This window comes from Ferdinandcohnia sp. GQ5 (assembly GCF_059759275.1).
On the sequence record NZ_JCAXEW010000014.1, the window covers coordinates 144,733 to 164,719 of the forward strand.

The 19,987-nt window shown below is 37.4% G+C and carries 19 protein-coding genes and 1 riboswitch; of the genes, 2 read left to right on the plus strand and 17 right to left on the minus strand.

The features are described 5' to 3' along the window. Positions 1-101 precede the first annotated feature (101 nt). The 3 genes from rplI to AC6CHV_RS17430 are packed head-to-tail and all read right to left on the minus strand — an operon-like array spanning position 102 to position 3,475. Positions 102-548, minus strand: a complete 447-nt coding sequence (rplI, locus tag AC6CHV_RS17420) for a 50S ribosomal protein L9 (protein ID WP_121448192.1) — start codon at positions 546-548, stop codon at positions 102-104. After that, entirely contained in the window at positions 545-2,518 is a 1,974-nt protein-coding gene (locus AC6CHV_RS17425) for a DHH family phosphoesterase (RefSeq protein WP_440273942.1), read from the minus strand. The genes rplI and AC6CHV_RS17425 overlap by 4 nt, the downstream gene beginning before the upstream one ends. A gap of 27 nt (positions 2,519-2,545) precedes the next feature. After that, a complete protein-coding gene (locus AC6CHV_RS17430) occupies positions 2,546-3,475 on the minus strand; it encodes a YybS family protein (RefSeq protein ID WP_341333439.1) in 930 nt (309 codons plus the stop codon). Between the two features lie 288 nt (positions 3,476-3,763). Beyond that, positions 3,764-3,865: riboswitch (TPP riboswitch) on the plus strand. A 73-nt stretch (positions 3,866-3,938) separates the two neighbouring features. Between AC6CHV_RS17430 and thiT the strand changes: the two genes are divergently transcribed. After that, positions 3,939-4,520: an energy-coupled thiamine transporter ThiT gene (gene thiT / locus AC6CHV_RS17435; protein WP_341333440.1), complete on the plus strand. Its 582-nt coding sequence runs from the start codon at positions 3,939-3,941 to the stop codon at positions 4,518-4,520. A 62-nt stretch (positions 4,521-4,582) separates the two neighbouring features. Here the strand turns inward: thiT and rpsR are convergent, their stop codons facing one another. From rpsR to AC6CHV_RS17470, 7 genes are all read right to left on the minus strand, one after another. Beyond that, positions 4,583-4,822, minus strand: a complete 240-nt coding sequence (gene rpsR / locus AC6CHV_RS17440) for a 30S ribosomal protein S18 (RefSeq protein ID WP_010677416.1) — start codon at positions 4,820-4,822, stop codon at positions 4,583-4,585. 46 nt (positions 4,823-4,868) lie between these two features. After that, positions 4,869-5,435 carry a single-stranded DNA-binding protein gene (ssb, locus tag AC6CHV_RS17445; protein WP_498079312.1) on the minus strand — a complete coding sequence of 189 codons (567 nt, stop codon included), beginning with the start codon at positions 5,433-5,435 and terminating at the stop codon, positions 4,869-4,871. A gap of 53 nt (positions 5,436-5,488) precedes the next feature. Beyond that, entirely contained in the window at positions 5,489-5,776 is a 288-nt protein-coding gene (gene rpsF / locus AC6CHV_RS17450) for a 30S ribosomal protein S6 (RefSeq protein WP_341333442.1), read from the minus strand. Between the two features lie 344 nt (positions 5,777-6,120). Further along, positions 6,121-7,221 (minus strand): redox-regulated ATPase YchF, encoded by a 1,101-nt coding sequence (ychF, locus tag AC6CHV_RS17455; RefSeq protein ID WP_121448198.1) that lies wholly within the window; start codon positions 7,219-7,221, stop codon positions 6,121-6,123. Between the two features lie 114 nt (positions 7,222-7,335). Next, a complete protein-coding gene (locus AC6CHV_RS17460; RefSeq protein ID WP_498079313.1) occupies positions 7,336-9,336 on the minus strand; it encodes a molybdopterin-dependent oxidoreductase in 2,001 nt (666 codons plus the stop codon). A gap of 129 nt (positions 9,337-9,465) precedes the next feature. Next, complete coding sequence (locus AC6CHV_RS17465; RefSeq protein ID WP_099351381.1) at positions 9,466-9,663, minus strand: DUF951 domain-containing protein; 198 nt, start codon at positions 9,661-9,663, stop codon at positions 9,466-9,468. A 60-nt stretch (positions 9,664-9,723) separates the two neighbouring features. Beyond that, complete coding sequence (locus AC6CHV_RS17470; protein ID WP_440274153.1) at positions 9,724-10,743, minus strand: YkvI family membrane protein; 1,020 nt, start codon at positions 10,741-10,743, stop codon at positions 9,724-9,726. Positions 10,744-10,877: 134 nt separating this feature from the next. On the opposite strand from AC6CHV_RS17470, the gene yyaC reads away from it, so the two are divergent. Then, positions 10,878-11,495 (plus strand): spore protease YyaC, encoded by a 618-nt coding sequence (gene yyaC / locus AC6CHV_RS17475; protein WP_440274152.1) that lies wholly within the window; start codon positions 10,878-10,880, stop codon positions 11,493-11,495. 26 nt (positions 11,496-11,521) lie between these two features. Here the strand turns inward: yyaC and AC6CHV_RS17480 are convergent, their stop codons facing one another. The 7 genes from AC6CHV_RS17480 to mnmE all read right to left on the minus strand — a co-directional run bounded on the left by AC6CHV_RS17480 (position 11,522) and on the right by mnmE (position 19,776). Beyond that, a complete protein-coding gene (locus tag AC6CHV_RS17480) occupies positions 11,522-12,259 on the minus strand; it encodes a DUF554 domain-containing protein (RefSeq protein WP_440274151.1) in 738 nt (245 codons plus the stop codon). Positions 12,260-12,357: 98 nt separating this feature from the next. After that, positions 12,358-13,218 carry a ParB/RepB/Spo0J family partition protein gene (locus AC6CHV_RS17485; protein WP_341333447.1) on the minus strand — a complete coding sequence of 287 codons (861 nt, stop codon included), beginning with the start codon at positions 13,216-13,218 and terminating at the stop codon, positions 12,358-12,360. Continuing rightward, positions 13,211-13,972: a ParA family protein gene (locus tag AC6CHV_RS17490; protein WP_099360704.1), complete on the minus strand. Its 762-nt coding sequence runs from the start codon at positions 13,970-13,972 to the stop codon at positions 13,211-13,213. Before AC6CHV_RS17490 ends, AC6CHV_RS17485 begins: the two co-directional genes overlap by 8 nt. Positions 13,973-14,219: 247 nt before the next feature. Beyond that, positions 14,220-15,128, minus strand: a complete 909-nt coding sequence (gene noc / locus AC6CHV_RS17495; protein ID WP_121448204.1) for a nucleoid occlusion protein — start codon at positions 15,126-15,128, stop codon at positions 14,220-14,222. A 398-nt stretch (positions 15,129-15,526) separates the two neighbouring features. Further along, on the minus strand, positions 15,527-16,243 hold the full coding sequence (gene rsmG / locus AC6CHV_RS17500) for a 16S rRNA (guanine(527)-N(7))-methyltransferase RsmG (protein ID WP_440274150.1): 717 nt from the start codon (positions 16,241-16,243) through the stop codon (positions 15,527-15,529). 15 nt (positions 16,244-16,258) lie between these two features. After that, a complete protein-coding gene (gene mnmG / locus AC6CHV_RS17505; RefSeq protein WP_498079314.1) occupies positions 16,259-18,142 on the minus strand; it encodes a tRNA uridine-5-carboxymethylaminomethyl(34) synthesis enzyme MnmG in 1,884 nt (627 codons plus the stop codon). 257 nt (positions 18,143-18,399) lie between these two features. After that, a complete protein-coding gene (gene mnmE / locus AC6CHV_RS17510; protein WP_341333450.1) occupies positions 18,400-19,776 on the minus strand; it encodes a tRNA uridine-5-carboxymethylaminomethyl(34) synthesis GTPase MnmE in 1,377 nt (458 codons plus the stop codon). Positions 19,777-19,987: the final 211 nt, after the last annotated feature.

Here is a 19,987-nt window from a genome sequence, read left to right on the forward strand (position 1 = left end):
AAAGCTTTATTAACAATCATGTAAATAAAAAATGTGATCTTGTATGTAACAAAACCACATTCTTCATTCTATCTGTTTTCCCTATTCAGTTTCAATGGAAATTACTGTTCTTTGACATGTACCTTAACTGTTGCTGTTACTTCTTGATGCAATTTTACAGAAACATTGGTATAACCTAATGCTCTAATTCCATCAGGAAGGTCAAATTTACGCTTATCGATTTTAATGCCGTGTTTTTTCGCGAGCTCATCTGCAATTTGCTTACTTGTTACAGAGCCAAATAAACGACCACCTTCACCCGCTTTTGCTTGAAGCTCAACGGTCAATGCTTCAATCTTTTCCTTTAGCTGTTTTGACTGGGCAAGTTCCTCAGCGGCTTCTTTTGATTCTTTATTTTTCTTAGCTTCTAATGATTTCATATTCGCTGGTGTTGCCTCAATTGCAAGATTTTGCTTGAACAGGAAATTGTGAGCATATCCATCAGATACATTCTTCACTTCCCCTTTTTTCCCTTTACCTTTTACATCCTTTAAGAAAATAACCTTCATTTCTTGGTTCCTCCCTCTAAATACTCATCTATTACTAAAAGTAGCTGTTCTTCTGCCTCTTCTATTGTTGTATCTTCTATCTGTGTTGCAGCATTTGTAAGATGGCCGCCACCGCCTAAACTTTCCATAATCAGCTGCACATTGACGTCACCCAATGAACGTGCACTGATTCCCACTCTTAAGTCATGTCGGACAGAAATAACGAACGAGGCAACAACATCATTCATTGTCAGTAATGTATCAGCGGCTTGTGCAATCATCACTTGGTCATAGGTCTCATTTTGTTTTCCTTTTGCAATCGCAATTCCTCTTTTATAAATAAATGCTGACTCAATTAATCTCGATCGCTTTTTAAAATGGTCCATATTTTCTTTAAGGAATTTCTGAACAAGAATGGTATCTGCTCCTTGTGCACGAAGATAGGATGCTGCATCAAATGTTCTTGAACCCGTGCGAAGCGTAAAACTCTTTGTATCAACAATGATCCCAGCTAGTAAAGCTGTCGCCTCAAGCATATTAATTTTTTTCTTCTTAGGTTGATATTCAAGAAGTTCCGTCACCAACTCGGCTGTCGATGATGCATATGGTTCCATATAGACGAGTAATGGTGATTGAATAAATTCCTCTCCACGGCGATGATGGTCAATAACAACCACTTTATCAATTTTTGATACCAGCTTTTCCTCAATTACAAGTGATGGTTTATGGGTATCTACTACAACAAGCAGTGTGTCGTTTGAAGCAATTTCAAGTGCCTGCTCTGGCGTAATAAAGTATGACCATAATTCCGTATTTTCCTTTACTTCTTCAAGTAAACGCCCAACACCTGAATCAATTTCATTCGGATTTAATACAATATATCCTTCTTTATGATTCATTTGTGCTACTTTCAATATCCCAATGGAAGCACCTACAGCATCCATATCAGGGTATTTATGGCCCATGATGATGACTTTATCGCTATCCGAGACAATTTCCTTTAGAGCATGTGAAATAACGCGTGCGCGGACTCTAGTGCGTTTTTCCATTGGATTTGTTTTGCCCCCATAGAACTTAACCTTACCGTTTGGAAGCTTAATCGCAACTTGGTCACCACCACGTCCCAGTGCAAGGTCCAAGCTGGATTGTGCTGAAACTCCTAGCTCAGGAAGGGTTGGGACTCCAATTCCGATTCCTATACTTAGAGTTAGTGCTACGCTATCCCTTGCTGTATTTTCCCTAACATCATCCAGAATCGTAAACTTTGTTTTTTCAAGATTGGATAATATTTCTTCATTTAACACCGCAATGAAACGCTCAGATGAGGTTCGCTTTAAAAACACACCATGTTCATTGGCCCATTCATTAAGGATTGACGTAACCTGACTATTTAAAGAACTCTTCCGTTGGTCATCCATTCCTTGAGTAACTTCATCATAGTTGTCTAAAAAGATGATCCCTAGCACTGTACGCTCAGCTTCATACAATTGCACAATTTCCATTTGTTCAGTGACATCAAAGAAATAAAGTAATCGTTCTTCCCTCTTAATGATTACCTTAAACTTCTGCTCATTTAATGTAATTGTCTCACTCTCGACCTCTTGCTGAATTAAAGGAACAATTAATTCCTCAACATCATATAGTGATCTCCCCACTAACGTATCTGCGTCAAGGCAATTTGATAAGTAAGCATTGGCCCATTCAACTTGAAACTCATCATTATATAGCAAAATCCCAATCGGCATTTCCATTAACGCTTCTTCGCCAACCTTCTTTAAGCGATAGGATAGGGTTGAGATATAATGCTCCATTTCTTTTTTTAGAAGTGAATTTGCTTTGTACAAATAGTACGTAATTAATCCAAGGAGCAGAAAACTTGCTAACCCAATCACCCACTGAAAATAAACGAGAATTGCACTAAAAATACTTGTGATAACAAGTAATGCATATAAGGGATAGCGAAACAACTTTCTTTTGTAAAAGTCTGGCATGTAATTTTCAGCTCCTAAAGCTTTGTTTTACTTCTTTTTACTAATTCGATTTCGCAGTTGGAATCCTAAGTCAATTATACCTAAGATTCGAATAATATAAAGGAGAATTGGTGTTAAGATCGTTAGAACAATCGGTACGACCTTTGGAATTCTTTTTTGATAACAGTAATAATAAATAAATGACAAGCCTTGAATGACCATTAGCAACTGCATAATAAAAAAGAAATTTAAAAAGGCAGTATATCCAAATGTACCCTTTTCCATCTCAACAAAGCTCAAAAGTAAAATCAATAAGTAATACCATAAGACACTCTTTGGAAAATTAATCTCACGAAATGGCGGGAAAGGATTTATTTTTACCCGAAGCCTTACCAGAATAGGTTTAATGGCCACAACTGTTATAAAAGCCAAAAACATCGCAAGAAAAACAAACATACTTGGAATCATGTATTGCATCATTTCTACTGACTCTTCTAGCTGTTTAATGGCTTCTGTATTCATTTCTCCCCCTGTTGCCCTCATTATACTCTCAGCCATGGCAAAAGATTCTTGTGTACTTTCTTTAAGCACTTCAGTAACATTCACTTGTAAAACAAGGTTAACCGTGACAAACATCAGCACAATGGAAAACAAGTAGGACAAACATGCGCCTAAGAAAAGTTCGATTCCACTTCTTCCTCTGTTGATCATTTCACCCAATAAAATCCCTGTAACACCAAACATTATCGTAAGTATAATCCCCATTACAGAACCTAATAGTCCTGAGAGGAAAAAAGCGATAAGTAAAAATAACAATGACTGCTTTACTTTATACTTCACTGTAAACAGAATAAATGGAATGGGCAAAAGGAATGAAAGTACCGTTCCAAGTAGCGGGAGATATAGACTGACAAGTAACAGTACACTGTATACTGCTAAAAGCATGGCACCTTCTGTTAATAATTTTGTATTTTTCACCTTTTCACCTCAACTTATTTGCAACACACCTTCTGAAGAAAAGTGCCTGGCGCTTGGACCCCTCAAGCCAATGGCGTATGGAACTTGACATCAAAAAAAGTGCATGTTTTATAACCACTTTCTATTTTAAAGATTTACTAGGAAGTCTTCAACTTTTGTACTTCCATTGGATTTGTTGACTTCGGCTTTGACATAGAACACGGCAGTCTTTAGTTGAAGTTCCACTGTGACGAAACTTTTTGTTTTACTTTTCCCTAATTTCTATTATGATAGTAATTAATTAATAAACGTAACCACAAGGGGAGCAATTTGCTGAGAGTGAACGTTAAACGTTCAGACCCTTCGAACCTGTTAGTTAATGCTAGCGTAGGAATGTGGAGATTTATGAGAACTTATCCTTTTATTAAAGTTGTTCTCCTTTGGGGTGCGTTTTGTTCATTACACACTTCAAGGGGGTTTTTTTATGAGAAATACTAGGTTGCAGTCCATGATTGAAGCGGCGATTTTTGCCGTATTAGCGCTAGCACTAGATATGTTTGTGCCATCAATAAAAATTGGTCCTTCCATCTCTATATCATTCGCGATGATCCCTATATTCATTGTCGCACTTAGATGGGGACTTAAAATTGGTTTCCTTTCCGGTTTTTTATGGGGACTTCTGCAAGTGATCTTTGATCCCTGGATTATCCATCCAGTTCAAGGAGCCATCGATTATTTCTTAGCTTTTTCTTTCATTGGGTTTGCTGGTTTATTTAGAAACGGCGTTCAAGAAAGCTTACGAACTGGTAACAAAGGTAAATCATTAGCTTTAATCATTAGTGCCATTTTCATTGGAAGCCTTGCTCGCTACTTTTGGCATTTCGTATCAGGTTTTGTATTCTTCGCTGAACAACTCAAAGGCTTTGAAGCAGTATGGTTTTCTCTTACAGCTAACGGTATCACTTTTTTAGGTGCATTCATCTTCTGTTCCATTATCATGACCTTATTGATTCTTTCTTCACCCCGTTTCTTCGTACTTAAACAGGAAGTACAGAAACGATTCTAATCGTTCTCTAAATAAACAACAAAAAAGCGATGACCGCATTAGGCGATCATCGCTTTTCTTTATTATTCACCAGATACATATGGTAATAATGCCATTTGACGAGCACGTTTAATAGCAACTGTTAATTTACGTTGGTATTTTGCGCTTGTACCTGTTACACGACGAGGTAAAATTTTACCACGTTCAGAAACGAATTTTTTAAGTAAATCTACTTCTTTATAGTCGATGTGTGTAATTCCATTAGCTGTGAAGTAACACACTTTACGACGCTTTGCACGTCCACCTTTACGTCCGCCTGCCATTGATTTTCCCTCCTTTTAAGTGTTGATTATATGATTGACTTACAAGTTAGAATGGAAGATCATCATCTGAAATATCGATAGGTTGTCCATCATTTGCAAATGGATCTTGGTCTACTCTTGTAGGTCCTTGGTTTTGATTTGGGTTCTGATTCTGTCCAAATGGAGAATAGCCGCCTTGGCCTTGGTTACCTTGGTTACCGCCAAAACCACCTTGATTGCCACCATAGCTGCCTTGATTACCGCCATAGCCACCGCCAAAGTTACCTCCACCGCTACGCTGTTGGTCATTTGCATTTCTTGGTTCAAGGAATTGAACACTTTCTGCTACAACCTCAGTAACATATACGCGTTTGCCATCCTGGCCTTCATAATTTCTTGTTTGAAGACGACCATCAACGCCTGCTAAGCTGCCCTTCTTCAAGAAGTTTGCAACATTCTCAGCTGGTCGGCGCCATACAACGCAATTAATGAAGTCAGCTTCACGTTCACCTGACTGATTCGTAAATGCTCGATTCACTGCGAGCGTGAAGGTTGCTACCGCAACTCCACTTGGTGTATATCGTAATTCAGGGTCTTTTGTAAGTCTCCCTACAAGAACTACGCGATTCATCATCAGAACCATCTCCTAACAGGATATTCAAACAGAGCCTATACTCTAATAAATTCTTATGCTTCTTCTTTAACAACGATATGACGGATAATGTCTTCGTTGATCTTCGCTAAACGATCGAATTCGTTTACTGCTTCAGCGTTTGACATTACGTTAAGAATCATGTAGTAACCATCGCGGAAATCATTGATTTCATATGCTAAACGGCGCTTACCCCATTCTTTTACGTTTGTAATCTCCGCACCATTGTCAGTTAAAACGCCATTAAAACGCTCAACTAAAGCCTTTTTCGCTTCATCATCAATGTTTGGACGGATGATATACATAACTTCGTATTTTCTCATCACGTTACACCTCCTTTTGGACTAACGGCCCTTTTACCTAAAAAGGGCAAGGAGCAATTATTTCAATTACTCACAGAAAAATATTATAGCACATAAAAAAATCGTAGGCAAGAACTGTTTCAACAACGGATTATTAGCTCAATTGAAAAAATAAATAAAAAGGGCTTGAGTAAGTTAGCTTACTCTGCCCCTTTTATTTATTTTTGTCACCTTTCAGCCAAAGCTGAAAGGCGTGAGGAACTCAAAAGTTTCTCACGATTGAGCTAATAATCACCTGTTACCTTAACAAAACAGCCACAAAACGTGTATATCATCGTCCTGTGGCTAGTTCCTCGTTAAACACCTTATACATTAAATCGGAAATGAATGACATCCCCATCTTGTACAACATACTCTTTACCTTCAAGGCGAACCTTCCCTGCCTCACGAGCAGCATTCATAGAACCACCTGCAAGAAGATCTTCATACGATACCGTCTCAGCGCGGATAAATCCTCTCTCAAAATCAGAGTGAATGATACCAGCACATTGTGGAGCCTTCATTCCTTTTCTAAATGTCCACGCTCTTACCTCTTGTACACCTGCAGTAAAATACGTAGCAAGTCCTAATAAGTGATACGCAGCTCGAATCAATTGATCAAGACCAGATTCTTCTATTCCTAGCTCTTCAAGGAACATTTCCTTTTCTTCCCCTTCAAGCTCCACAATTTCTGACTCGATTTTTGCACAAACAACAATAACTTCCGCATTGTCCTTTTGAGCAAACTCACGTACTAATTGAACATATTCATTTGAAGAAGGATCTGCTACATCATCTTCGCCAACGTTCGCAACGTATAAAACTGGTTTACTTGTTAGTAAGTGCATTCCCTTTACATATTTCATTTGCTCTTCAGTAAATTCAACTGCACGAGCTGGTTGCTCATTTTCAAATGCTTCTTTTAACTGTACAAGAACCTCATGCTCAGCAACTGCATCCTTGTCCTTTTGCTTAGCAAGCTTTCCAACACGGTCAATTCGCTTATCTACTGACTCAAGGTCTGCTAAAATCAATTCTAAATTAATTGTTTCAATATCAGCAATTGGATCTACCTTACCTGCTACGTGAGTGATATTATCATCTGCAAAACAGCGTACCACATGACAAATCGCATCTACTTGGCGAATATGTGATAAAAACTTATTACCAAGACCTTCCCCTTTGCTGGCACCTTTTACAATCCCTGCAATATCAGTAAATTCAAAGGTTGTTGGTACAGTTTTTTTAGGTTGTACTAATTCAGTTAATTTATTTAAACGCTCATCTGGAACCTCAACAATCCCCACATTTGGGTCAATTGTACAGAACGGATAGTTCGCTGATTCCGCACCTGCTTGTGTAATTGCATTAAAAAGAGTTGATTTTCCAACGTTAGGAAGACCAACGATACCTGCTGTTAACGCCATTGATTTTTCCACTCCTCTTATCCGAAACATACTAGCCTTCAACAATTATAGGTTTTCCTTATAAAAAATACAAGCCGTTTCAGCTAGAAACGGCTTTTGTATAAATCCACCATTCTAAAGTTTTTCAATTCCAACAAGGCAATCATATAATGTACTGCCAAGCCCGTTATCAGAAACTTCATGTGATGTGAGATTATTGACACTACCACCAAAGATATGCCATTGTCCTTCATCAATACAAATAATCTTTGGAGATGACTCTTTTAATATTTGCACTTTCCCTGTAATTTCACCACGGTCATTAAATACCCTTACCTTATCATTCGGTTCAAGATTTTTCTGTTCAGCAATATCCTTAGAAACCTCAACTTTTATTGTTTGTAATCCTTCAATCAAATGATAATTTTGTGAATGGTTTGAACGTAAAGGATGAATCGTTAATAGTGAGTATGGGTATTTTTCACCTAACTCTTGATTAGAAAATGTCGATTCTCTTGGATATGATATTTTTATACGTCCATCATACCCTTTCATCTCTCCTAATGATGATGTGAATTCAAATTTTCCAGATGGAGTTGAAAAATGAAAATCATTCCAGGGTACAAGCTGTACAGGCAATGGTACGTGACTTTTTTCCTTGATTTCCTCAAAGGATATACCCTTCTCTTGTAAAGAACCTACTCCCATTTTTATAAATTCTTTTCTTGTATAATTAAAATCTTCACCAAACCCTAACCTTTTAGCTAATTCAGACCAAATCCAAACATCAGACTTTGCCTCTCCACGAGCTTCGACTAATTTAGGCCCATAATTAACAAAATGATGGTACATGGATGAATAATAAATATCCTCTTCCTCAAACACAGTAGCTGAAGGAAGTACATAATCGGCTAACCTCGCCGTATCAGTCATAAACTGCTCTAATACAACTAATGTATCTACTGATTGGAAGGCTTCTAGTACCCTATTTGTATTTGGAACCTGAGTTAATGGGTTTCCACTTGATACCATAATCATTTTTATTGGTGGTTCTGAAGCAGTTAGAATCCTTTCCGCTTGCTCGCTCATAACGAAAGATCTCGAATGTTTCTTTCTTTCTGGTAGAGTTAAAGCCACACTATCAAAACTTTGGCCAACTTGCGTATTTCCAAAATTAGCTCCACCACCTGGGATGCCTACATTACCACTGACTGCTACTAATGCATCAATTAGACGAATGGTATTTCCACCATTTGCGTACCGCTGCATCCCTAACCCCATATAGGTTGCCGTTGGCCCATTACTATATATGTGAGCTAAACTTGTAATTGTTTCACGTGGAACATTTGTTACTTCCTCAATTTCTTTCATTGAAATTGATTCAATAGTAGCCAATAAATCACTGAATCCCAAAGTATACTTTTCAATAAACTCTTTATCCTGTAAGTCTAAACGAATTAATTCCTTCATAATACCAATCGCTAACAAACCATCCATACCTGGAGTAATTGAGATATAGGAATTAGCTATCTTTGCCGTTCCATTGTATATGGGATCAATAACAATTATGTTAGTGCCCTTCTTTTTTACCTCTTGTAAATAACCAAAGAGATGCATATTCGTGCGTGCCACATTTCTTCCCCAAATGATTACATTTTTACTATTGTATATATCATCAGGTGCATGACTTGCTGAATTTCCAAAATCCCAATTTTGTGCTTCAATACCTGATCCCCAGCAAATGCTACCGATTAGATCAGTGGCACCACCATAACAATTAAAAAAACGATCTGGTATTTTAGTTAAAAGGCCACCGTTTGCATAGTCATGACTGTGCAGAACAGCCGTAGAACCATATTTTTGCTCTACTATTAAAAGCTTCTCTGAGATTTCTGTTAATGCTTGTTCCCATGTAATTCTTTGAAACTCTCCATCTACCTTTTTCAATGGATAAAGAATGCGATCATCAGAGTTCGTTCGTGTTTCCAGCATACGTCCTCTGCCGCAAATTTTGCCCTTTGTAATTGGATGATCTTTATCTCCATCTATTTTTACAACTTTACCGTTTTCCACTTCAACAACAAAACCACAACTGTCCCAACAATTTAAAGGACATGCAGATTTAAATGTAGCCATTCTCCTCACTCCCTACACATGTAGCAAACCTACCAAAACTTCGTATCCTCTATTATAAATCACAGCAACTAACATTCTATAGAAATTATTTCCGCTTAAAAGAAAACCCGAAAAAATAAAGCACGAGGCTTAATCCTCATGCTTCACAAGAATCTTTTTTAGTTTTCGGCCAAACTCTTTTCGAGGAATGAGTACACTATGTTCGCAGCCTTCACATTTGATTCGAATATCCATCCCTAATCGAATAATCTTCCATTTATTTGTTCCACATGGATGAGGTTTCTTCATTTCTACAATATCATGTAATCCATAGTCTTTGTCTACCACGACACCCACCCTTTATTCTTTTATATGAAGAATCTTTATATGTTGTATTGTAACAGGAAATCATTTTAAATTGTAGCGATTTACAATTGGATATAACAAAATGACGGCCAATAAGTATAAATTTGCAATACCATATAATGGGTATAAAATTGAAACGAGCGTAGAAAAGCCAAAAGTCGTAAAGGGTACCATCAGTAAAATCAATAGAATGGAAATCATCCACAAAGGCATTTTTAAATAGTCTTTAAAACGTGTGGATAATCCTAGTAATCCCGACGCTGCAGTTGTAAATATTGCTCCAAATAATAGAATGGACATGATAAATACTGCTACATACGGGAAATTTTTCATGATGATAAATAATGGAATCTCATAAAGCATGATTTCTTGAGCCACTTCAATAAGTGCCTCATTGTAAACAAAGGTGATAAATCCTAAAAATAGACCACTTCCAATACTCGCAACCCATGCTTCCCCTTTTGACTTCATTTCTTTACCAATTGCACCAAGTACAGCAACAAGCGGTAATATGTTTAATGCTGTAAATGTAAATGCGGACGGCCAATTTCCTTGCTCATGCAAAATAAAGGAAAATTCCTTTCCATTAGCTGACAAAAAAATAAACAAAACCGTTGTTAAAAAGATTATTAAGGCAGGTATAATCGCCATATTTATTGAGATCAAGCCATTGATATTCCACAAAAAGACTAGGACCAACAGGAAACCAAAAATCAGAATTCCCCACCAAAAAGGAATCGTAAATAACTCTAATGTAGCTCCTCCACCCGCTAACATCACAACCGTTGTAGAAAATAAGTATAAAATCGTAATCACATCATACACATGTGAAACCTTTTCTCCCACTAGTTCTTTTAATACAGGAACAAAGTGCTCGGCTTTTTTTTCATAACTGATCTTCATAATAATATAACAACAAATAATAAAAATGAATGTAAAAAAGATTATCGCTAAGGCACTTTGCTCTCCATAAAACTGCCAAATCTCCCTCCCTGATGCATATCCCGCGCCAATTGCGGTTCCCAAAATAAGAAACATCCACCGAAACCCTGCCCTAAACATATGATCCCTCCATAATTCCTCTATCTACTAAAAAATGCTCATAATACAAATCTAAGAATCTTTTTTGTTCAGACGTATAGAATATAAGATTTCTCCGTATACTGTTACTACAGTTAAAAAGGGGTGAAAAGCCTATGAATCTTAGATACAAATTATTTGACCATCTAAAAAATGAACCATTTCGAATTCCACATGACCAAGAATCAGCTGACCATCAAATTGCCTTAAAAATCACTTCTATGCTCCCACATACTGCTAATCAACCAATTGTTATTTTTTGCATCGGTACAGACCGTTCTACTGGCGACTGCCTTGGACCTTTAATTGGAACGAAGATTACCGAAAAAAGATTGTCCCACTTTCATGTATATGGCACATTGGACGAACCTATTCATGCAGTTAATCTTCAAGAGAAAATTGAGGAAATCAAAATGAAGTATGCAAACCCATTTATTATTGGCATAGACGCCTGTTTAGGAAGATTGAAGAACGTGGGAGCCATAACCATCGGAGACGGTCCAATCAAGCCAGGAGCAGGCGTTAATAAGGAATTAACCCCTATTGGCGACATGCATATTACTGGGATTGTAAATGTAAGTGGATTTATGGAGTTTTTTGTCCTTCAAAACACAAGATTAAGTTTAGTTATGAAAATCGCAAATACAATTGCAAGTGGTATTTGCAAGGCTGAGTTTCAGTTTCTGCGGAAAGTTGAGCTGGGGAATGTTGAAAAAGATCGATTTTCCTTATAAAAAAACCTCTTCTGTTATGAAGAGGTTTAAAATAGACCTTGTGCAAAGAACAAAATTGAATTCCAATAATACACTACTGTTACGAGGATAGCTACAACAAGAATACCAGGTAATAGATTTGCAACACGGATATTGGTAATTCCTATCAAATTGGTACCAATTGCGACAATCATTAAGCCACCCGTACCCGTCATTTCGACAATAAACGCATCCATCACTTCGGTCGGAATAAATTTATCAATTTGTGTAGCAAATAGTGCAATTGCACCTTGATACAGAATAACAGGAACTGCAGAGAATAATACACCAATCCCTAAAGTTGTTGATAATATTAAACTAGTAAATCCATCTATGATTGACTTTGTATAAAGGATACGATGGTCATGACGCAAACCACTGTCAAGTGCGCCAATGATGGCCATTGCACCAATGACAAATATTAAGGTAGCTGTTACAAAACCCTTTGCAATCGTACCTTCATCAGATGATGAACCTACCTTCTTTTCAATCCAAGCTCCTAATTGATTTAATTTATCTTCTAGTCCCCACCATTCGCCAAGAATGCCCCCAAACACTAAACTAAAGATGACAATTAGAAATTGTTCACTTTTTAGCCCCATTTGGATACCTAGCAAACAAACAGCAAGTCCAATCGCTTGCATTACAGTTGCTTTTATTTTATCTGGAATCCGGTGCAATACCTTTCCTAATAAGGTCCCAACAATTATACACAATCCGTTTACTACCGTCCCTAATAGAACCAATTTCCATTTCCCCTATTTTCTTTTTTATATAATAAAAAAACGCTGCACAGTCCAGTTATATCATCAATAAAACAAGACGTGCAGGTTTGCTAAAAGCCCTATGAGATTTTTGGTGAATCTAGCAATTCAAGAATTCTTTCAAGGTCTTCATTCGAGAAGAATTCGATTTCAATTTTTCCTTTTTTCTTGCTTTGTTTAATCGAAACAGATGTACCAAATCGCTCACGAAGGAAAGATTCTTGTTCTTTGATAAAGATATCTTTTTCCTTTTTTGGCGGTTTAGGTGTTTCACGTGGAACATTTTGATTAATTTCGCTAATCAAGGCTTCTAATTGACGAACATTAAGCTCCTCTGCAATCACTTTTTCAACAACTGCATTTAACTTTTCTTTCTTTTTCAGTCCTAGTAATGTGCGTCCATGTCCCATAGATAATCTTCCTTCAGAAATTAAATCTTGGACATGTTTTGGAAGAGATAGAAGACGAAGGTGATTCGCAATATGCGGTCTGCTTTTTCCTAATCTTTTCGCAAGCTGCTCTTGAGTAATTTTTAAATGATCAAGTAAGGATTGGTAAGCAAAAGCCTCTTCAATTGGTGTTAAATCCTCACGTTGTAAATTTTCAAGTAATGCAATTTCCATCATTTGTTGCTCATTTAACTCACGAACAACAACAGGAACTGTATTAAATTTTGCTTCTTTTGCAGCACGGAAACGTCTTTCGCCGGCCACAATTTCAAATCCTTTAATGGTTTTTCGAACAATAATAGGTTGTAATATCCCATGTGTAAGAATTGACTCTTTTAATTCAGTAATTGCCTCAGGCGCAAATGTTTTTCTTGGTTGATATGGATTCGTACGTAATTGAGTTACTTTAACTTCTTGTACAACCTCTTCATTCCCCACTTCCATCGAGGTGGAAAATAAAGCATTGATACCTTTACCTAACCCTTTAGCCATTCACAATCACTTCCTTTGCAAGATCTAAGTATACTTCAGCACCTCTAGACTTCGGATCGTAGATGATAATTGGTTCCCCATGACTTGGAGCTTCACTTAAACGGATGTTTCTAGGAATAATCGTTTTATATACTTTATCTTGAAAATACTTTTTCACTTCTTCAATGACCTGAATACCTAAATTAGTTCTTGCATCTAACATGGTCAAAAGAACTCCATCAATCATTAATTCTTTATTGAGGTGTTTCTGAACCAGGCGGATTGTATTTAATAGCTGACTAAGTCCTTCAAGTGCATAATACTCACATTGAACTGGAATGATCACAGTATCTGAAGCTGTTAATGCATTTAATGTTAACAATCCTAATGATGGTGGACAGTCTATAATAATATAGTCATATTGATCTTGCACTTCTTCTAATGCTCTTTTTAGACGAACTTCGCGAGAAATCGTTGGCACTAGTTCAATTTCGGCACCAGCCAATTGGATTGTTGCCGGAATCATATATAAGTTTTCAACTGTCGTTGGAACCGTTACATTTTTTGCCTCAACATCATCAACAAGCACATCATAAATGCACTGATCTATATTCGCCTTTTCTATGCCGCAGCCACTTGTTGCATTCCCTTGAGGGTCAATATCAACAAGTAAAACCCGCTTACCCACATAGGCTAAGCAAGCACTAAGGTTAACAGAAGTAGTTGTTTTACCTACTCCACCCTTTTGGTTAGCAATTGAGATGATTTTCCCCACGATGTCACCTACTTTCTACTATCCTACTATTTTTTCACAAAGTGAGGTCTTTATAATAGTATCACTTTTTCTATTCTATCACGAAAAAATGATATGGTTTATCTTTTTTTGACAAAAAAACAGTCAAAAATGTTTCACGTGAAACATTTCCTATGACAAATAGAATGTATTTTAATCGTTTCCACTGAAAATAGTCTCATAGAACTAAAAAAATTCCTCACCTGTTTAGGCAAGGAAAGAACACAGTCTATTTATTTTTAGGAATTCGGATTGTAAATTGATAAAAGTCGTCGAATTCTTCTTCTTCAGTATTTAAAGAGACACCACTCTCTTCAACCATGGTTAATGATTGACGAATCGTGTTCATCGCAATTCTCATATCACGGCTTACTGCTTTAAATTTTGGCTTTGGTCGCTTCTTCTCCTTTTCTAATTCAAGGATTTTATCGACACGGTCCTCTGTTTGCTTTACATTCAGCTCTTTTTCAATAATATCATGCATAAGCTTGATTTGCTTTTCTGGATCCTTGAGAGGAATCAAAGCTCTAGCATGCCGCTCTGTAAGCTTCTTCTGCATGAGTACCTGTTGGACTTCTTCAGGCAACTTTAATAAACGCAACTTATTAGCGATTGTTGATTGACCTTTCCCTAATCGTTGAGCTAACGCTTCCTGTGTAAGATTATGTAATTCTATTAATCTAGCATAAGCATACGCTTCTTCAATGGCTGATAGTTCCTCACGTTGCAAGTTCTCGATCAATGCAACGGATGCAGTTTCTGCATCATTGAACTCCTTTATAATGGCTGGAATAGTCTCCCATTCTAGCGTTTGGACGGCTCTCCAACGTCGCTCACCAGCGATGATTTCATATTGATTATCAGCAAATTGTCGAACAACAATTGGTTGAATAATCCCATGAGTACGTATGGTTAATGCTAGTTCTCTAATCTTATCCTCTGCAAAAACAGTTCTTGGTTGATATCGGTTTGGAACAATTTCATTTATCGGAATTTGTCGAACTTCTTCATTCAGGTGTGTTTCTTCTTCATCTTCTATTGAATCTTGTAGTTGTGTTTCTACCACCTGTTCTTGATTCGTTTGTTGTTTGTCATCTTTTTCACCGATGCTAAATAATCGTGAAAATGGATGCCTCATAATTCCACCACCCCTTAGAACTCCCACTAATCAAATGCGCCTTGGCGTATTTGCGCCAGATTTTTAGGCCCACACGCGGTGGGTCATAAAGACATTACCACAAGATATGGCTCTCTTAGTCTTTAATCTTTCTGCTCGAAAAATTCCCAATGTAAAATCGTGGCATACGCCGGAGGCTTAACTTTATTTAGCCAATGATTGAACGCCTCACGTAAACGTTATACCGTACATACATTCCACACTTAGATAAGTAGAGTATTCTGCTGAATAAAGTTAATAATTCTCTATTTTCTCTCTCATTCCTTCTATTATAACACGGATTCTGCAAAAATCTTACTATCTTTCTACTAATTCATGTTGAAACAAATTTACAATGTAAAAAAAGGTTCACCAATAGATTATTTAATTGGTGAACGATTTGGTGTTCCCGGTTTACGTGGGTATTTTTTTGGTGTTGGTTTTTTCTTATCGATAATCACAATATTTCGGTCACTTTTTTCAATAGGTAATAAAAAGTGATGTACATCTCTTACTTGACCACCTAGTGTAGTGATAGCTTTCTTGCCATCCTCTAGTTCCTCTGCAACAGAAGCTGCTTTCATCGCAATAAATGTCCCATCTACTTTCACAAGAGGCAAGCATAGTTCACTTAACACAGACATTCTAGCAACTGCTCTTGCCATCACAATATCAAAAGTCTCTCTAATATCTTGCTTCTGCCCAAAGGTTTCAGCACGATCGTGATAGAATGTCATATTTTCTAGCTGTAATGCCTTCGAAAGCTCCTCTAGAAACGTTATTCGCTTTTGTAGTGAATCCACTATTGAAATTTTTAGATGCGGAAAGCAAATTTTAAGTGGGATGCTTGGAAATCCAGCACCCGCTCCGACATCACAGATTGAAGCTTCTTTGGAAAAATCAAAATAAAATGCGGCAGAAACAGAATCAAAAAAATGTTTTAAATACACCTCTGGCTTATCTGTAATCGCCGTAAGGTTCATTTTTTCATTCCATTCCACTAACAAGTTGTAATACGTTTCAAACTGATTAAGTTGGGTTGGAGAAAGGGATATCCCCTTCTCTTCCAACATAGTTGTAAATAATGAAGTGTCCATTTCTTTCTCTCCTAGTTAATTTACGCGAGCAATTTTTCCTTGCTCAAGATATACGAGTAAAATGGAAATATCAGCAGGATTTACACCTGAAATCCTTGAAGCTTGAGCAATAGATAGAGGGTGTACTTCCTTTAAATTTGCTCTCGCTTCATTAGCTAAGCCAGAGATTGCATCATAATCAATGTTTTCTGGAATTTTCTTATCTTCCATTCGTTTAAGTTTGTCAACTTGCTGCAAGGATTTTTGAATATACCCTTCATACTTGATTTGAATTTCAATTTGTTCCGCAACATCAGGGTGAATCTCTTGCTCGCTTGGAGCCAATTTGCGTATATGATCATATGTCATTTCTGGACGTTTTAGCAAATCACTTGCTAAAATTCCATCCTTTAGTTCACTTCCACCAACAGAGCGGATTAATTCTTGTACTTCCTCGGTTGGTTTAATTCTAACCCCTTGGAGACGCTCCATCTCTTGTTGAATAGCTGTCTTTTTATTCAGGAACAATTGGAATCGTTCTTCAGGAATTAAGCCAATCTCATGACCTAGCTCCGTCAATCGCAAATCTGCATTGTCATGACGAAGAAGTAAACGATATTCGGCACGAGAAGTTAATAAACGATAAGGCTCAGCAGTGCCTTTTGTTACTAAATCATCAATAAGTACGCCAATATAGGCATCTGAACGACTTAAAATAACTTCATCTTTGCCAAGAGCGCGGCGTCCTGCATTAATACCGGCCATGATTCCTTGTGCTGCAGCTTCCTCATATCCAGAGGTTCCATTTATTTGACCCGCTGTATAGAGGTTTTTAATTTTTTTTGTTTCTAGTGTTGGCCATAGTTGTGTAGGTACAATTGCATCGTATTCAATCGCATATCCTGGTCTCATCATTTGTGCATTTTCAAGTCCTGGGACAGATGCGATTAAACGATGTTGAACATCCTCAGGTAAGCTTGTAGATAGTCCCTGTACATAGACTTCCTGAGTATTTCTACCTTCTGGCTCAAGAAAGATTTGATGTCTAGGCTTATCATGGAAACGAACAACTTTATCCTCAATCGAAGGACAATAACGTGGTCCTGTACCTTTAATCATGCCAGAATACATGGGTGAACGATGCAGGTTAGCATCAATAATCTGATGTGTTTCTTCACTTGTATATGTTAACCAGCATGGAAGCTGATCGGTAATGTATTTAGTCGTTTCATAAGAAAATGCTCTTGGTGTTTCATCACCAGGTTGAATTTCTGTTTTACTATAATCAATCGTATGACTATTTACCCTTGGCGGTGTTCCCGTTTTAAAACGAACTAAATTAAAACCTAACTCCTCAAGATGCTCTGATAACTTAATAGACGGTTGCTGGTTATTTGGGCCACTTGAATACTTTAATTCACCAAGGATGATTTCACCCCGTAAAAATGTACCTGTTGTAATGACAACTGTATTTGCACGATATTCTGCACCCGTATTGGTAACAACACCTTTACATACGTCATCCTCAACAATTAAACGTTCAACCATCCCTTGAACAAGAGTTAAATTCTGTTCATTTTCTAATGTTTTTTTCATTTCATGCTGATAAGAAAACTTGTCTGCCTGAGCACGTAACGCACGCACTGCAGGACCTTTTCCAGTGTTAAGCATTCTCATCTGAATATGAGTTTTATCGATATTTTTCGCCATTTCTCCGCCCAAGGCATCAATTTCACGGACAACCGTCCCTTTTGCAGGTCCACCTATAGAGGGATTACATGGCATAAACGCAACCATATCTAGGTTGATTGTTAAAACAAGTGTTTTTGCACCTAATCGCGCTGAAGCTAAGCCTGCTTCACATCCTGCATGACCAGCACCGATCACGACGACATCGTAATATCCGGCATCATAGCTCAATTTAATTTCCTCCTCTTTAAGGATGTTCAAAAAGTCGGCTAAAAGTGACACATCGAATTTCTTCAAAAATTGCTCCGAGAAAATGTTGAATATCTGGGTTATGCGCTTGCGTCTACTCGTTTATTCTTGAAGTCAATCCCTCGGCGCAAGGCTGGAAGGATGTTAACTCAAGGAGTTGCCTCGCTCGGCTACTCAAAACTGCGTCGCCTCGAACTCTTTGGTCCTTTTCAACGTCCTTTTGAACTCTAATTTATTTTCTATTTGCCTAAACAAAATTGTGAGAATAGCTGATTAATTAGACTTTCATGAACAGCATCTCCAATAATTTCCCCTAACAGCTCCCAGGTTCTTGTTAAATCAATTTGAACCATATCAATTGGTAGATCCGATTCTGTCCCTGAGATGGCATCCTCAATTGACTTTTTCGCTTGTGTTAGCAAAGCAATATGGCGGGAGTTAGAAACATATGTTAAATCATTTGCTTCAACAGTTCCAGTAAAAAACAATGATGAAATAGCTTTTTCTAAAGCATCTACCCCTTTTTCTTCAAGTAAAGAGGTTGTTACGACTGGATTGTCTTTAACAAGTTCCTTAACCTTCTCCATATTAATTTTTTGTGGAAGGTCTGTTTTATTGACGATCACTATTGTTTCCATACCTGAAATAGCCTCAAATAAACGCTCGTCCTCTTCTGTAAGCTCTTCTCCATAGTTTAAAACAAGTAATATTAGATCAGCTTTTTTCAGTACCTCTCGGGAACGCTCTACACCAATCCGTTCAACAATATCCTCTGTTTCACGGATTCCAGCTGTATCAACAAGACGTAGTGGAACACCTCGAACATTTACGTATTCCTCAATTACATCACGAGTTGTGCCAGGTATATCGGTAACAATGGCCTTGTTTTCATGAACAAGACTATTTAATAATGATGACTTCCCTACATTCGGCCTACCTATAATAACAGTAGATAAGCCTTCTCGTAAAATTTTTCCTTGGTTGGAGGTTTCTAATAACTTTATAATTTCATCGCGCACATGTTTCGCTTTTTTCAGCAAGACGTGATGCGTCATTTCCTCAACATCATCATATTCAGGGTAATCGATATTAACTTCAATATGGGCTAATGTTTCAAGTAATTCCTGACGTAATTGGTTAATGAGGGTCGATAATCTCCCTTCCATTTGACCAATTGCAACATTCATTGCGCGGTCAGTCTTCGCTCGGATCAAATCCATAACTGCCTCTGCCTGAGAAAGGTCAATGCGTCCATTTAAGAACGCACGCTTTGTAAACTCTCCTGGCTCAGCTAGTCTCGCTCCATTCGTAAGTACAAGTTGCAAGACCCGATTAACCGATACAAGTCCCCCATGGCAGTTAATTTCAATTACATCCTCTCTTGTGAAAGTCTTTGGTCCCCTCATCAAGGTAAGCATTACTTCCTCAACAACCTGGTTTGTATCTGGATCAACGATATGTCCATAATGAATGGTATGTGAATCGACCTCTTTTAGATTCTTCCCTTTAAATACTCGGTTTGCAATATCAATTGCTTCATCCCCGCTTAATCGAACAATCGCAATTGCTCCTTCTCCCATTGGAGTTGAAATTGCTGCTATTGTATCAAACTCCATTTCTTCACCTTCTTTATATCAACATTCCAAATGCTTCTTTTTAACATGAATTTTTTTTACCTGTGAATAACTTTTATCATTCACTTTTTTACTAGTATTACCTATTTATCCACAAGGATAACAAATCCTAGTTTTCCCAAAACAAAAACCATACTCCATTTTATCTTATCCACATGTGAATAACAATAATAGAGAATGCTCTTAAACGCAA

What these genes read in the sequence shown, in the direction of transcription:
- rplI (WP_121448192.1), bottom strand. Translation starts at nt 548, where the DNA reads ATGAAGGTTATTTTCTTAAAGGATGTAAAAGGTAAAGGGAAAAAAGGG.
- AC6CHV_RS17425 (WP_440273942.1), bottom strand. Translation starts at nt 2,518, where the DNA reads ATGCCAGACTTTTACAAAAGAAAGTTGTTTCGCTATCCCTTATATGCA.
- thiT (WP_341333440.1), top strand. Translation starts at nt 3,939, where the DNA reads ATGAGAAATACTAGGTTGCAGTCCATGATTGAAGCGGCGATTTTTGCC.
- rpsR (WP_010677416.1), bottom strand. Translation starts at nt 4,822, where the DNA reads ATGGCAGGCGGACGTAAAGGTGGACGTGCAAAGCGTCGTAAAGTGTGT.
- ssb (WP_498079312.1), bottom strand. Translation starts at nt 5,435, where the DNA reads ATGATGAATCGCGTAGTTCTTGTAGGGAGACTTACAAAAGACCCTGAA.
- rpsF (WP_341333442.1), bottom strand. Translation starts at nt 5,776, where the DNA reads ATGAGAAAATACGAAGTTATGTATATCATCCGTCCAAACATTGATGAT.
- ychF (WP_121448198.1), bottom strand. Translation starts at nt 7,221, where the DNA reads ATGGCGTTAACAGCAGGTATCGTTGGTCTTCCTAACGTTGGAAAATCA.
- AC6CHV_RS17460 (WP_498079313.1), bottom strand. Translation starts at nt 9,336, where the DNA reads ATGGCTACATTTAAATCTGCATGTCCTTTAAATTGTTGGGACAGTTGT.
- AC6CHV_RS17470 (WP_440274153.1), bottom strand. Translation starts at nt 10,743, where the DNA reads ATGTTTAGGGCAGGGTTTCGGTGGATGTTTCTTATTTTGGGAACCGCA.
- yyaC (WP_440274152.1), top strand. Translation starts at nt 10,878, where the DNA reads ATGAATCTTAGATACAAATTATTTGACCATCTAAAAAATGAACCATTT.
- AC6CHV_RS17485 (WP_341333447.1), bottom strand. Translation starts at nt 13,218, where the DNA reads ATGGCTAAAGGGTTAGGTAAAGGTATCAATGCTTTATTTTCCACCTCG.
- noc (WP_121448204.1), bottom strand. Translation starts at nt 15,128, where the DNA reads ATGAGGCATCCATTTTCACGATTATTTAGCATCGGTGAAAAAGATGAC.
- rsmG (WP_440274150.1), bottom strand. Translation starts at nt 16,243, where the DNA reads ATGGACACTTCATTATTTACAACTATGTTGGAAGAGAAGGGGATATCC.
- mnmE (WP_341333450.1), bottom strand. Translation starts at nt 19,776, where the DNA reads ATGGAGTTTGATACAATAGCAGCAATTTCAACTCCAATGGGAGAAGGA.